This window comes from Hassallia byssoidea VB512170, from assembly GCF_000817785.2.
GTDB lineage: Bacteria > Cyanobacteriota > Cyanobacteriia > Cyanobacteriales > Nostocaceae > Hassallia > Hassallia carrinoi.
Genome location: NZ_JTCM02000003.1, coordinates 36,066 through 50,228, shown reverse-complemented (window position 1 = coordinate 50,228; position 14,163 = coordinate 36,066). Strand labels below are relative to the sequence as shown.

The following is a 14,163-nucleotide window of genomic DNA, read 5'->3' as shown; positions in this document are numbered from 1 at the left end:
CAGATGCATCAGAGAACTTGCGACGTGGGCGTAAATCGTCTTTTGCCCCTTCGTTTGGTTTAGATGGCGATGCATCAGAGAACTTGCGACGTGGGCGGAAGTCGTCTAAAGCGCCTTCGTTTGGTTTAGATGGCGATGCATGAGAAAACTTGCGACGCGGGCGTGGTTCATCTTTTGAGCCTTCACCATCTTGAGGTCGGGGACGAATCGAACTAGAAATGACACGCTTGCCTTTAATTTTTAAGGATGGTGCGCGATTCGGTTCGCGATTCGAGTTGACTTTTCTTGGATTTGACATATTAAGTGTTTGGTACGGATGGGTAGGCATCCCGATTTAATCAAGTTGGATTTACGCACTCTCAGTTATTATTTTTTTAGTGAGGTATATTTCTCACGGTTTTTCTAGCTGGAGTTTTTGCAGCAGTTCGGTTAAGCGTTGAGAATCGGTAAGATACAAATAACCAATTAAAGTTTCGAGACTAGTTGCTTGTTGATAAATTTCTCTTTCAAGGCGCTTGGGACTTTTTGTAGCGGCATTACGACCGCGCCGAACAATTTCTAATTCTGTGTCCCTCAGATAAGGAGTAAGCGATCGCAATATTTTCGCTTGTGTTTCTGCTCGCACTTGCGCCACAACTAAACGATGGTAAGCTTCTACTCGCTGCGGTGGCAGCAGATAAAACATCCTCATATGAAGTTCATAAACTGCATCCCCCAAATATGCCAGGGCTGCCGGAGAAACCTTTCGCACATCCGAGCCGGAAATCTCTTGAGGTAATTGCTCTGTGGTTGCCTTAATTAATTGGCACGAAGATGAATTTTGCTTGTTTGCTGCATTTGATTCATCTAATAGCTCTTCCTCCTTTGATTCCACAAGTTAATCATTCCTTTCGGCTACATTAATTTTTTCCACAGATTATGGTGCTGATATACCTAGCATAATCAACACTACCAAAATTATTACTAATTTTATCTTTTTAGTTTTAAATTTACATTTAGTTAGACAATTTTCAGATTGGTCTATACTTTACCAACAGGTTTTACCAAGCTTTTGTATCTGGAATTGCGATCCCCAAGTTTGAGTTTATTATTCTTTATTTTAGCTAGTACGCCACTAGGCATTTATACGCAATAGCAAAAAGTGGGCGATCGCACTTTTATTTTTATCAGGGGAAATATCTGTTATGTCGGAAAGTAATAAAAATTAAGCTATCCTGATTTTAACATCGGATAGCTTAATTATATTTGTCAAGCAATTCTCGACTACTTAATGTTTTCTAGAGCCGCATCAACTGATGTTTGCAGGGAGAGAAACTTCTCTAAGCGAACAAGCTTGACTGTTTGAGTAACGCGGGCGTTAGTCACAATTTGCAAAGTGCCTTCGGCGTTTTGAGCCTGCTTGGCTAGCTGCACTAGAGCACCCAAGCCAGAGCTATCCACAAAGTCAATCTGTGAGAGATCCAGAATTATGTGCTTTGGACCTTCATCAATCTTGCTGCCTAGTACCTTGCGAAAAGTCGGTTCCGAAAAGGCATCCAACAGACCTGTGAGACGGAATAGCTGACAGTTATCCCGGACTTCGCGAGTACCTCTCAGGCTCACGGTTAGATTAAGTGGTTCAGCTATAACTCCCTCCTCATCGTTAAAGTAAACGTTTAAGTATAGATAATTTTTGAGCAAGTTGTCTACAACTGGCTTCATGAGTTAAGGGCATGGGGCATCGGGCATCGGGCATCGGGCATCGGGTATCGGGCAGGGGGCACTCTTGCAGGGGGCTTTCTTGCAGGGAGACAAGGGGGAGCAGCGGGACAATTACCAATTACCAATTACCAATTACCAATGCCCATTGCCCAATGCCGATTGCCCAATGCCCAATCCCTAACCACTTCTACATTTTTAGCTTACTTCAGCGGCGGCGCGACGTGCTGTTTGCATTGATTGGACAAACTGTTCAAACAAATAATCAGCATCGTGAGGTCCGGGACTTGCTTCTGGGTGATATTGTACTGAAAACACAGGTAAAGACTTATGACGCAATCCAGCAACGGTGCGATCGTTTAAGTTCAGGTGGCTGATTTCTACCTGGGTGTCGGGTAAAGAATCTGGGTCAATGGCAAAACTATGATTTTGACTGGTAATTTCTATCCTTTCTTGCAATCCTGCGGGCTGATTTAAACCCCGATGCCCAAATTTGAGTTTAAAGGTTTCCGCCCCCAATGCATGACCTAAAATCTGGTGTCCCATGCAAATGCCAAAGATGGGTTTTTCCGCACCAAGCAACGCTTTGGCGGTTTCAATTCCTTCAGTGACTGTAGAGGGATCGCCAGGACCATTGGAAAGAAAGATACCATCTGGATTGTGTTTAAGAATTTCCTCTGGTGGGGTGTCTGCGGGAACAACGATAACTCGGCATCCGTAAGCAGCTAGACGGCGCAAAATATTGCGTTTTACGCCAAAATCAAGAGCGACAACGGTGTATGTTTCTTCAGAATTTGCCACACCAACTGGGTTAAATTCCCAAGTTGCAGTGGTGGGATCTGACCATTCATAAACCGTTGGGGTGGTGACTTCGCGAACCAGATTTAATCCCTTCATGCTCGGAGCGGCTTGTACTTTTTCTAACAATTCCGCCTCATCGAGAATTGTGGTGGATATGCCGCCGTTCATTGCTCCAAACATGCGAATTTTGCGGGTGAGGGCGCGGGTATCAATTCCGTAGATACCCGGTACTTGGTGGTGTTTGAGGTAGTCTGGTAACGATTGTGTTGATCGCCAATTACTCGGTCGATGACAAATATTGCGAGCGATCGCACCTTGTACTTGTGGTCCTTTTGATTCCTCATCCTCTGGATTCACTCCAGTGTTTCCTAATTCTGGATAAGTAAAAATAACTATCTGACCGCAGTAACTCGGGTCGGTCAGCACTTCTTGATATCCGGTCATCCCAGTATTAAAGACCACTTCCCCGATCGCAGTGCCAGTAGCACCGAAAGACCAACCGCGATAAGTAGTTCCATCTGCCAGGACAAGTAAAGCAGGTATTGCGTCAGACAGGGGCATTTTTTTAAAGAGGGGGAAAGGGGGCACTCTTGCAGGGGGCATGGGGCATCGGGCATGGGGCATCGGGCATGGGGCATGGAAAGAATCGTATTTATTCGGGTATCACAAGAAGCGTCTTTAAAACCTTTTATTCAATTCCTATGCCCAATGCCCCATGCCCATTGCCCAATTCCCCCAATCGAATGTTAATTATCCCATGAGTTGTTCAATTTTGAGTTTTAAGTAAAATTAATTAAAAATTAATAATTAAACAGATAAAATTTTAGGAGGTGCAGAAGTAGATTTCAAGAGCCTTGGGCAGGTAAAATGTCAAGTAATTATGCTTCATTCTTATTTATCCCGTTCAGCGCTAATTTTTCTATCAGGCACTTTGGCGGTGTTGAGTTTTGGCTGTCGTGAAGACAAACAAAATACCGCGCTCGGTGGCAATGAGCAACCTGCTCAAATGAATAATCTGGCAGCACCTGACATAAGAGAAACTGCACCAGCAGCTAGTCCAGAAAAAGAATCTCAGACACCAGTCAACATTGAACCGACTTCTTTTGAGTTGGGGTTAGATAAAGCCACTGGTGGTTTAAGTATCAGTCAATCTGCTCAATCAAGCGCGGATTGGAAGTTGGTGGCAAGTCAATATGAAGATGCGATCGCTCTGATGAAACAAGTTCAGCAAGAAAGTCCGGACTTTGCTCTAGCTCAAAGAAAAATTACTGAATATCAACTCCAAGCCAAATATGCTCAGGAAAAAGCGACTGTTAACCCGCTTTTAACGACATCAGAACCAGAACCGCAGAAAATAGTAGTTGCTGTTCCGGAAGCATCACCATTACCAAAGTTCATCCTCCGACCTTTGCCCCAACCTGTACGCGTACAAGTAAAAAAACTACCACCTCCCGTATCATCGCCGCCACAAACACTCAACCAAGCCAAAGAAAAAGAACGGCAAGAAGTATTTTCAGTACCCATCAAACGGCGAATTGGCGGCACACCAATTATAGAAGTTACCTTCAATGGCAATCAACAATTTGAGATGATTGTCGATACAGGAGCGAGTGGTACAGTCATCACTCAGCAAATGGCTTCTTCTTTGGGAGTCGTGTCTGTGGGGAAAGCTAAAGCAAACACCGCTAGTTCCAAAGCTGTGGAATTTGCCATCGGTTATGTTGATACCATCGAAGCAGGTGGAGTATCAGTTAATAAAGTAGCAGTAGCGATCGCAGGTTCAGATTTAGAAACTGGACTTCTCGGACATGACTTTTTTGGCAATTACGACCTCACCATCAAACGCGATGTGGTCGAATTTCGCCCTCATGACGATTTACAATCTAATTCCTCAGAAACTCAACTAACTGTTCCAACTTCGCCCAAGCCGCGCCGCTCTGTAGAATATCCTTAGCCGCACTAACACCTTGGGCATGGTTCATTAACTCAACTGCACCCCCAACTTGCAGCGCTAAAGCCGCATTTAATGCCACTACATCCTCTTGTGCAGCAGTTCCCTTACCTTGCAGTACTGCTTTGAGAATCTCCGCATTTTCTTGAACATCGCCACCCCGTAGCGCTCCAATGGGAGCAGGTGTTAAATTTAATTCTTGGGGATTAATACTTGTCAACTGCACTTCATCAAGAGACAACACCGCCAAATCGGTTAAATCTCCCAAGCCAGCTTCATCAAGTCTTTCTCGTCCGTGCAAAATAATTGCTTTTTGTGTACCCAATTGCTGTAAAGCTTGAGCAATTGTTGCCAAAAGGTGCGGATCGAATATCCCGATAACTTGCCCAGTCGGACGCAACGGATTTACTAAAGGTCCAAGTAAATTAAACACCGTCCGCACCTTCAAAGTACGTCGCAATGAAGCAACAGCCTTCAGTGCTGGATGCCAACCAGGGGCAAACAAAAAAGTAATTCCCACCTCTTGTAGTGCTGCTTGTACCTTGTCGCTAGAGACAGCCAAATTCACACCCAAAGCTTCTAAAACATCCGCACTACCCACCCGACTAGATGCCGAACGATTGCCGTGCTTGGCAACTTTCACACCATATGCCGCAGCCACAAAAGCCACCGCTGTGGAAATATTAAATGTCGATGCACCATCACCGCCAGTGCCACAGGTGTCGATGAGGGGAGTGGGGGAGATGGGGAGAGGGGGAGTTAGGAGTGAGGAGTTAGGAGTTAAGAGTTCTCCCCCTTGTCCCCTTGTCTCCCTGTCCCCTTGTCCCCCTGTCTCCCCCTCCCCTTGTCTCCCTAAAGACTGAGCTTGCAAGACTTCAGCCATTCCTGCCAATTCGTCGGCAGAAACACCTTTAAAGTGCAGTGCTGTCAAAATTGCTCCTGATATTTCTGGGGGAATAGCTTCATTTAACCATCCTTGCATCAATTCAGCAGCTTGGTTGCGAGACAAGGATTCGCGGTCTAATAATTGTTGCAGTAGTGTCCAGAAGAAGGAAAATTCCGGTGGGGAGATTGGGGAATTTGTCATAGATTGGATTCTTCGTAGTAAGCGTTTTAACGCTTAATATGGCACGCTTCGTGCCCACTAGTCTGTCAAACTTATTTTGACGGGTTGGTAGTGTGAGCGTCTCGCTCACGACGCGAGCAAGATGCTCGCACTAACGCGCTTTTTTAGTGGCACAGGACTTACGCAACTGGCACAGGGCGATCGCCTATCTGTCAGAATCCCTTGAAGCGCAAATCCCCCACACTACCAAGAGCGCAAGTCATGTTCAGATGTGTTTGCCCTTGTCTACCTGCCCGCGCTTTGTGCCAGTTGCGTAAGTCCTGATTATTATGGATAGGATGTCATAAAAATTACCAAAGTATGAATTGCCAAAGGAGGGAAACTGATGAGTTCATTTGTGCTTTGTTTTCAAGATATTGACAAAACAAAACTCATGATTGTTGGGGGTAAAGGCGCGAACCTGGGGGAACTTTCCCAGATTGAAGGAATCCGCGTACCAGATGGCTTTTGTATTTCTACTGAAGCCTTTCAAAGAATTATTGGGGAAACGTCATCGATTAACGAATTACTCGCTCGGTTATCGCTTCTAAAGGTGGAAGACCGGGATAAAATCGGTGAACTTTGCGGTGAGATTCGCAGGGTCATCGAAGGGATAGCCATCCCTGAAGACATGAATGAAGAGATCACCCGCTCTCTCTCCACACTTGGAGAAAAAAATGCCTATGCAGTACGATCCAGCGCAACGGCAGAGGATTTACCGACGGTCTCCTTTGCAGGTCAGCAGGATACATATTTGAACATTATCGCAAAGGAGGCAATCCTAAAGCACATCAGCAAGTGCTGGGCATCGCTATTTACCGAGAGGGCAGTAATTTACCGCCTTCAAAACGGCTTCGACCACCGTAAAGTCCACCTGTCTGTAGTTGTTCAGAAGATGGTCTTTCCGCAGGTGGCAGGAATTTTGTTTACTGCCGATCCCGTCACTTCTACTAGGAAAGTGTTATCCATTGATGCCAGCTTCGGCCTTGGTGAGGCTTTGGTCTCCGGACTGGTGAATGCCGATAGCTATAAAGTGCGTAACGGCAAGGTTATCGATAAGAAGATATCCACCAAGAAACTGGCTATTTATGCCTTAAAAGATGGCGGTACGAAAGAACAGGAGATTGAGCCTGAGCGGCAGAATCGGCAAGCGCTGACGGATGAGCAGATTTTACAGCTTGAGCGCATAAGTAGGAAGATCGAAGAACATTTCGACCGCCCCCAGGACATCGAATGGTGTTTGGTTGATGACACATTTTATATTGTCCAGAGTCGGCCAATCACTACTTTATACCCGATCCCTGAAGCGAATGATCAGGAAAATCATGTCTATGTATCTGTCGGTCATCAACAAATGATGACTGACCCCATGAAACCATTGGGATTGTCTTTATTCCAGTTAACAGCTGCTCGACCCATGTATAAAGCTGGTGGAAGGTTGTTTGTTGATGTCACACAACAACTGGCTTCACCTGTCAGCAGAGAAATCTTATTAAATGTCATGGGACAACACGATCCGCTCATAAAAGACGCGCTCATGACCATAATAGAGCGGGGAGATTTCATAAAATCTTTACTGGATGATAAGCAAGAACAGAGTTTCGGTGACAGGAATAATAGTGCGCCGCCTTCGGGTTCTCTAGCGCAAATCGAAAACGATCCGACGATCGTTTCTGCTTTGATTAAGAGTAATCAAACGTCGATAGAAGAGTTAAAACAAACCATCCGAACGAAGTCGGGAGCGGATCTGATTGATTTCATTCTGGAAGATATCCAGCAATTGAAGAAGATTTTATTTGACCCACAAAGTTCGCGTGTGTTTATGGCTGCTATTGATGCTTCAACATGGATCAATGAAAAAATGAAGGAGTGGTTAGGTGAAAAAAACGTAGTAGACACGCTTTCTCAATCTGTACCCAACAATATTACTTCGGAAATGGGTCTGGAGCTATTGGATGTCGCAGATGTGATTCGTCCTTATCCAGAAGTAATTGATTATTTACAACATGTAAAAGATGATAACTTTTTGGATGAACTGATTAAGTTTGATGGTGGACAGGAAACCCAAGACGCTATTTATGATTATCTCAGCAAATACGGAATGCGATGTGCCGGAGAAATCGATATTACTAAAACTCGTTGGAGCGAAAAACCAACTACACTTGTTCCCATGATTCTCAGTAACATCAAAAACTTTGAGCCTAATGCTAGCAATCGGAAATTTGAGCAAGGGCGACAGTCAGCTTTGAAAAAAGAACAAGAGTTATTAGATCGATTGAAGCAATTACCGGATGGTAAACGAAAAGCCAAACAGACAAAACGAATGATCACCCTGATCCGGAATTTCATCGGTTATCGTGAATATCCAAAATACGGCATGATTAATCGCTACTTCGTTTATAAGCAGGCTTTACTAAAAGAATCCGAACAACTCGTACAAGCCAACGTTATTCATGAAAAAGAAGATATACACTATCTTACTTTTGAAGAACTTCGCGAAGTCTTACGCACAAATAAACTGGATTACCAGATCATCAGCAAACGAAAAGACGAGTATAAATTATATGAAAAACTAACTCCCCCACGTGTTATCACGTCTGATGGTGAAATCATTGCAGGTGAGTACAAACGAGAAAATCTTCCAGCCGAAGCTATTGTAGGTCTACCTGTTTCTTCCGGAGTTATAGAGGGACGAGCACGTGTCATCTTAAATATGGAAGATGCTAATCTAGAAGATGGAGATATATTAGTCACCTCCTTTACTGACCCTAGCTGGACACCATTGTTTGTATCCATAAAAGGTCTAGTCACCGAAGTTGGTGGACTGATGACCCACGGAGCAGTTATCGCACGTGAATATGGCTTACCAGCAGTTGTCGGAGTAGAAAATGCTACCAAAATGATAAAAGATAGGCAACGAATTCGCGTGCATGGAACAGAAGGGTATGTAGAAATCCTATATTAAAGCGAAAATTACAAAATTGGATTTTAAATATTGAGGATTAATCTTTTTATCAACTTAAGCATGGATTGCTCTGTGACTATTTAATTCAACAGCTTAAACGTCCAGCAATCCCCATGTTCTCGGTGTAGAACTGGCTGGCGATCGCTTGTGACAGTTGCGTAAGTCCTGTGGCAGAGATCATGTTTGGATATTAGGAGCATTGGCGGCTAAAATTCAGACCATAGCTTAATTAACCGATTCAGGGTTGCAATTTGTACCACCCATACAAGTGAATAACTGCCAGCCAAACTGCCGAAAGTAAACCCGCAAGGCTGAGGGTAAGACCGCTAAATGATACTAATAACCCAAATACGGGTAATACGGCGCCGGCAATGGTACAAATAAGGGCTGCCAGGGATGCACGCAAATTTGCTCCTAACCCCCATGACAAAGCTAGTAAGATGAAAGAAATCAACGTCCAAGCAAATTCAGCGTTCATGAAACGGGCTAAATAAGTCAAAGTCAATAGACAAGCAAAGAAAATCCCGCCAGCCAGCGCTACGTTTTTCAAACTCATTGGGATGGATAAATATAACAACAATATCCACCAGAGAAATAACGCCGGCGCTAGCAATAATAGACGCGGCATGATGCCAGTGTTACGAATCGGGTCGGTGTTGGTATATACTCCAAAGGGATTTTTGACGGAAACATTATCATCAAATATCCAAGTAAATTGGGTGCTTTTTCTATCAACTTTAATGTCATTTGGTATAATACCGCTGGCAAAGTTAGCTCCAGCGAAGTTGGCGATCGCTATCAAGCGAAAGTTAGAAAGTAATTGCCCTTGGGCACTATAAACCCAACGTGGTCCACCTTGCGCTTTATAGGTAACGCGAAAGCTAGTTTCTTCTCTCGGTTGCAAGCTAAATGCAAAGCTATAATCACCGGGATTTGTTTGTTGTAGTCTAGTACCAGCACGCTCTACTTTATAGCTTTGCAGTAGCGAGTAGCCGTTGGGTGGGGGTACTTCAAAGATAAAATTATTAATATTCTCAAGTTGATTGACAACTTTGTAGTCAGCGCTGTAATCTACGCGATAAATTGCACTACGACCTTGAACATCTGGAGTTTGGTCAAGCTTTACTTGAATTTGCGAGCCAGCTACGGTCAGAAAGCGGTTGACATCTCGCGTTTCATTTATTTTGACTATTTTGCCATTAACTTGAGTTGTCGTGGTATACGGCTCTTTAACGATGTAGCGTACTTGCGGTGCTGATTGTTCTAGTTTATCTCCAGCGACCAACAGAGCAACTTGAGCAACTTTTGCCTGTTCCCAGTAATGATAGCGATTGCTAAGAGTTGAACAAAGAAAAAATCCCACCACCAGCAAAACTAATACCAGGGCTAGATGCTGGAATCCCCGCAAAAGTTCAGAATAACGAAGCGCCCACTCGCTAACAAATAGAGATTGTTCTTTTGGCAAACGACGGAGAGAAAAACTCAATAGCGCGATCGCTATTCCCAAAGCTATCACCAGAAATACTAATAAAACTGAAGCTTTGAGTATCTGGCTTCCCAAGTGAACTAGCTCAACAGGATGTGTTAAATCTGGCACTCCGGGAATGCCTTGTGCAGAAACAGACATTAGCTTTTGTCAGAATGTACACAATCAGACAGATGAAATTTCTCAAAAGTTTCTGTAGTTTACAAACCTGTAAGCACGGGATAGCTAAACTACCTATAGTTGTTTACCCAGAGTTTCCAGGTTTTATCCTCAAATCACGGTTAAGCGATAGGAGTACCGTACAATAAATTTATGATTATTTCATTCCTGAGATAAAAAATCAATCTAGCTCTTTACGTCAATTAAAAGATAAAGTATGAAAAATAAAGTGATACATTCGTCAATATAGATTTTTGTCTCTTTTTCACTAGCAATCAATACGTTCGCTTTTTATTTTTCTGCTTTATTAGTTATCACCCAAAAAGGAAAAATATGACTCAAATTCTTGATTATCTAAATATTGACTCGGAACGTCAAATTTTATGTGGTTATACAAATCACACTTCTCAAATCCAAATTATTCGGATTTCCAACATTCCCAATTGGTATTTTGAGCGAGTAGTTTTTCCCGAACAAATACTTCTGTTTGAAGCTTTACCAGAGGCAGAATTAGAAATTCATACAAGTACGTCGTTGGCTGATAAAATCTGCTGTACTGATTTACATCTTGATAATGATCTCGCGCATTCTTTCACTAGTAGCTAAATCGTATCCAAAAAGCAAAATCCACCTACACATTAGTGTCAGGTGGATTTTTTAACTATTTTAGTGGAACCGGGCAGAATTGAACTGCCGTCCGCAATGGGTATTAACCCCCCACTCGTTCACAGGTTTAGCCTTTCTAACCCTCAAGGCGGGAATCGTTCATTATCCCGAACGTAGGATGCTCTGATTGAATCTTAGCTAGCAAGCCAACCAGAGAACGCTTGCTAGAGCATCCGTTGGGGGTTGGTCTCTAGCCCTTAACGGAGTCAAACTAGAGACGCTCGAACCTGAAAGAGGTGTTTTAGGCTGCTACTAGAGCATCCTTACGAGCAAATTTTACGATGTTGTTCGCATTTACTTTTTTTTCGAGCCTTTGATTTACGAGAGCAGACTCACTCTCGACCTGAATCACAGAGCAGCTTTCGCCATCACGTCGAAACCGTTACGGCCCCATGTCATATTTAGATTATAGTGTAGTATTTGGAAATTTGCAACAAATTGGGGGAGTGAGGAGAGGGGGGGACAAGGGGAGGGGGAGAGGGGGAGAGGGGGGGATGGGGGAGACAAGGGAGACAAGGGGGAGGGGGGAGACAAGGGAGAGGGGGGGATGGAAAGACAAACTCCCCCTGCTCCCTGCCCCCTGCCCCCTGCCTCCTTGTCCTCCTTGTCCCCTTGTCTCCTTGTCCCCTTGTCCCCTTGTCCCCCAATCCCTAACCCCTAAGTCAACGCTTGGGCGCCGCCAACAACCTCTAGAATTTCTTGGGTAATTGCGGCTTGGCGGGCTTTGTTATATGACAAAGAGAGAGATTTAATCAATTCGCCGGCGTTGTCGCTGGCGTTGTTCATTGCTGTCATGCGTGCGGCTAGTTCGCTGGCGGCTGATTCTTGCAGCGCCCGCAATAGCTGGTTACTCAGGTACAATGGCAACAGAGAATCGAGAATCTGCACTGGATCTTGCTCAAAAAGCATATCGCGGGGAAAAGCGCGAACTGGGGTAGTGACTTTCTCGCGTTGGACTTCAAATTGACCGCCACGAGTTGTCAGGCGGAAAATTTCGTCGTCACCGGCTTCTAAACCTTGAACGTCAAAAGGAAGCAAAGTTTGCACCACTGGGCGAGAACTAACCAGGGAGATGAACCTGGTGTAGACTAGCTCTACCCGGTCTACGCTTTCTGAAAGGAACAAAGAAAGCAGTTGATCGGCAATTTGATTTGCCTCAGATGCGACAGGAATTTGCTCTAAGCCTGTGTAGGTTCCATCAATCGGCTGATCTCGGCGTTGGAAGTACTGAATGGCTTTGCGTCCTACCAGTACAAATTTGTAGTTTACGCCTTCTGCTTTCAGTTCCTTAGCGCGATTTTCCGCGCGACGAATGACGTTGGTGTTGTAGCCACCGCACAAACCCCGATCGCCTGAGATTACCAGCAACCCGACAGACTTGACATCGCGTTTTTTCAGAAGTGGTAAATTTGCTTCTTCAAACCGCAAACGAGTTTGCAAGCCATATAATACTTGTGCCAAGCGATCGGCAAAAGGACGAGTAGCAATCACCTGTTCTTGAGCGCGACGCACTCTGGCTGCTGCTACCAGTCGCATCGCTTCTGTAATTTTTTGGGTATTTTTGACCGACTGAATGCGATCGCGTATTGCTTTGAGATTAGCCATAATCCGATTTTAGATTTTAGATTTTAGATTTTAGATTTGGAGTTTTGGATTCTAGATTTAATCCAAAATCCAAAATCCGTCTTTGAAAGTTCTGATGCCTGCGGCAACGCCAAGGGCGAACGGAGGAAGCCTCCGCTCAGACTTTCCGCAAAATCCAAAATTTTTACACTGTTGCCAAGAATGTTTTCTTGTATTCGGTAAGTGCTTCTTTCAAAGCAGTTTCCTCAGCGTCGCCGAGTACTTTCTGAGTTTGTACTGCTTGAGTGTATTGAGGTTTGCTGGTCTTTAAGTACTCGCGCAGACCTTTGGTGAAGTTTGTAATTTGGTTGACTGGGATTTCATCCAAGTAACCGTTAATACCAGCGTATAGAATTGCTACTTGCTCGTATACCGATAGGGGTTGGTTTTGCGACTGCTTGAGAAGTTCGCGCAAGCGCTGACCGCGTGCTAACTGGTCTTGGGTGGTTTTATCTAAGTCAGAAGCAAATTGCGCGAAGGCTTGTAAGTCGTCAAACTGCGCTAATTCCAACTTGATTTTACCGGCAACTTTTTTCATTGCCTTGGTTTGAGCGGCAGAACCTACGCGGGATACGGAAATACCGGGGTTTACAGCCGGACGAATACCTGAGTTAAACAAGTCAGAAGAGAGGAATATCTGACCGTCGGTAATCGAAATTACGTTGGTGGGGATGTAAGCGGATACGTCACCAGCTTGGGTTTCGATGATTGGTAGAGCGGTCATGCTGCCTTTGCCCAATTCATCGCTGAGTTTAGCGGCTCTTTCCAACAAGCGGGAGTGGATGTAGAATACATCTCCAGGATACGCTTCCCGTCCGGGTGGACGACGCAGCAGCAAGGACATTTGACGATAAGCTTGAGCCTGTTTGGACAAGTCATCGTAAATTACTAGGGTAGCTTTGCCGTTGTACATGAAGTACTCAGCCATTGTTGCCCCAGTGTAAGGAGCCAAGTATTGTAGTGTTGCTGGGTCACTGGCGTTAGCGGCAACAACTATGGTATAATCCATTGCGCCTTTTTCTTGCAATGTTTGCACCACGTTAGCGACGGTCGAAGCTTTTTGACCGATCGCTACATAAACACAAATTACATCTTCTTCTTTTTGGTTGATGATTGTGTCAATCGCGATCGCGGTTTTTCCGGTTTGGCGATCGCCGATAATTAATTCGCGCTGACCCCGACCGATGGGAATCATCGAATCAATCGCGGTGATACCGGTTTGCATCGGTTCGTGTACGGAACGACGCGCAATAATACCGGGTGCGGGAGATTCAATCAAGCGAGTTTCTGTAGTTTTGATTTCTCCCTTACCATCAATCGGACGACCTAAAGCATCAATAACTCGTCCAACCATCGCTTCACCCACTGGCACCTGGGCAATTCTGCCAGTGGCGGTTACGGAGCTACCTTCTTGAATCTCGCGACCTTCACCCATTAGCACCGCACCGACGTTATCTTCTTCTAAGTTCTGGGCGATGCCGATTGTACCATCTTCAAATTCTAGTAGTTCCCCAGCCATAGCCTTTTCTAGACCATAGATCCGGGCAATACCGTCACCTACTTGCAAAACGGTACCAACGTTAGCAACTTTGACATCTTGGTCGTATTGCTCGATTTGTCTCTGAATAATGCTGCTGATTTCGTCAGGTCTGATGTTAATAGCCATGTGTCTATCTTTTTTGGGAGACTGAGGGAGTAGTTAGTGGTTA

Annotated in this window: 11 protein-coding genes and 1 other RNA gene; 3 read left to right on the top strand and 9 right to left on the bottom strand. The window is 44.6% G+C overall.

Features of this window, described 5'->3' with window-relative positions:
* Positions 1–391: 391 nt before the first annotated feature.
* The 3 genes from PI95_RS02365 to carA form a co-directional block, all read right to left on the bottom strand.
* Entirely contained in the window at positions 392–874 is a 483-nt protein-coding gene (locus PI95_RS02365; RefSeq protein WP_039738819.1) for a ribonuclease III domain-containing protein, read from the bottom strand.
* A 389-nt stretch (positions 875–1,263) separates the two neighbouring features.
* Complete coding sequence (locus tag PI95_RS02360) at positions 1,264–1,701, bottom strand: STAS domain-containing protein (protein WP_236116895.1); 438 nt, start codon at positions 1,699–1,701, stop codon at positions 1,264–1,266.
* A gap of 195 nt (positions 1,702–1,896) precedes the next feature.
* The gene (gene carA / locus PI95_RS02355) at positions 1,897–3,060 is read right to left on the bottom strand and encodes a glutamine-hydrolyzing carbamoyl-phosphate synthase small subunit (protein WP_039738817.1); all 1,164 of its coding nucleotides are present in this window, start codon (positions 3,058–3,060) and stop codon (positions 1,897–1,899) included.
* A gap of 319 nt (positions 3,061–3,379) precedes the next feature.
* On the opposite strand from carA, the gene PI95_RS02350 reads away from it, so the two are divergent.
* On the top strand, positions 3,380–4,453 hold the full coding sequence (locus PI95_RS02350) for a retropepsin-like aspartic protease family protein (RefSeq protein ID WP_039738816.1): 1,074 nt from the start codon (positions 3,380–3,382) through the stop codon (positions 4,451–4,453).
* Here the strand turns inward: PI95_RS02350 and trpD are convergent.
* Positions 4,383–5,537, bottom strand: a complete 1,155-nt coding sequence (gene trpD, locus PI95_RS02345) for an anthranilate phosphoribosyltransferase (protein WP_039738814.1) — start codon at positions 5,535–5,537, stop codon at positions 4,383–4,385. The genes PI95_RS02350 and trpD overlap by 71 nt on opposite strands.
* Before the next feature lie 364 nt (positions 5,538–5,901).
* On the opposite strand from trpD, the gene ppsA reads away from it, so the two are divergent.
* Positions 5,902–8,520, top strand: a complete 2,619-nt coding sequence (ppsA, locus tag PI95_RS02340; RefSeq protein ID WP_039738813.1) for a phosphoenolpyruvate synthase — start codon at positions 5,902–5,904, stop codon at positions 8,518–8,520.
* Positions 8,521–8,758: 238 nt separating this feature from the next.
* On the opposite strand, the gene PI95_RS02335 is transcribed toward ppsA, so the two are convergent.
* The gene (locus PI95_RS02335) at positions 8,759–10,147 is read right to left on the bottom strand and encodes a hypothetical protein (protein ID WP_039738812.1); all 1,389 of its coding nucleotides are present in this window, start codon (positions 10,145–10,147) and stop codon (positions 8,759–8,761) included.
* A gap of 351 nt (positions 10,148–10,498) precedes the next feature.
* On the opposite strand from PI95_RS02335, the gene PI95_RS02330 reads away from it, so the two are divergent.
* On the top strand, positions 10,499–10,771 hold the full coding sequence (locus tag PI95_RS02330; RefSeq protein ID WP_039738811.1) for a DUF1830 domain-containing protein: 273 nt from the start codon (positions 10,499–10,501) through the stop codon (positions 10,769–10,771).
* Between the two features lie 61 nt (positions 10,772–10,832).
* On the opposite strand, the gene ssrA is transcribed toward PI95_RS02330, so the two are convergent.
* The 4 genes from ssrA to atpA all read right to left on the bottom strand — a co-directional run bounded on the left by ssrA (position 10,833) and on the right by atpA (position 14,120).
* Positions 10,833–11,223, bottom strand: a transfer-messenger RNA (tmRNA) gene (gene ssrA, locus PI95_RS02325).
* 9 nt (positions 11,224–11,232) lie between these two features.
* Positions 11,233–11,478: a hypothetical protein gene (locus PI95_RS02320; RefSeq protein ID WP_163518523.1), complete on the bottom strand. Its 246-nt coding sequence runs from the start codon at positions 11,476–11,478 to the stop codon at positions 11,233–11,235.
* A 10-nt stretch (positions 11,479–11,488) separates the two neighbouring features.
* Complete coding sequence (locus tag PI95_RS02315; protein WP_039738809.1) at positions 11,489–12,436, bottom strand: F0F1 ATP synthase subunit gamma; 948 nt, start codon at positions 12,434–12,436, stop codon at positions 11,489–11,491.
* A 163-nt stretch (positions 12,437–12,599) separates the two neighbouring features.
* Positions 12,600–14,120: a F0F1 ATP synthase subunit alpha gene (gene atpA, locus PI95_RS02310; RefSeq protein ID WP_039738807.1), complete on the bottom strand. Its 1,521-nt coding sequence runs from the start codon at positions 14,118–14,120 to the stop codon at positions 12,600–12,602.
* Between the last annotated feature and the right edge of the window lie 43 nt (positions 14,121–14,163).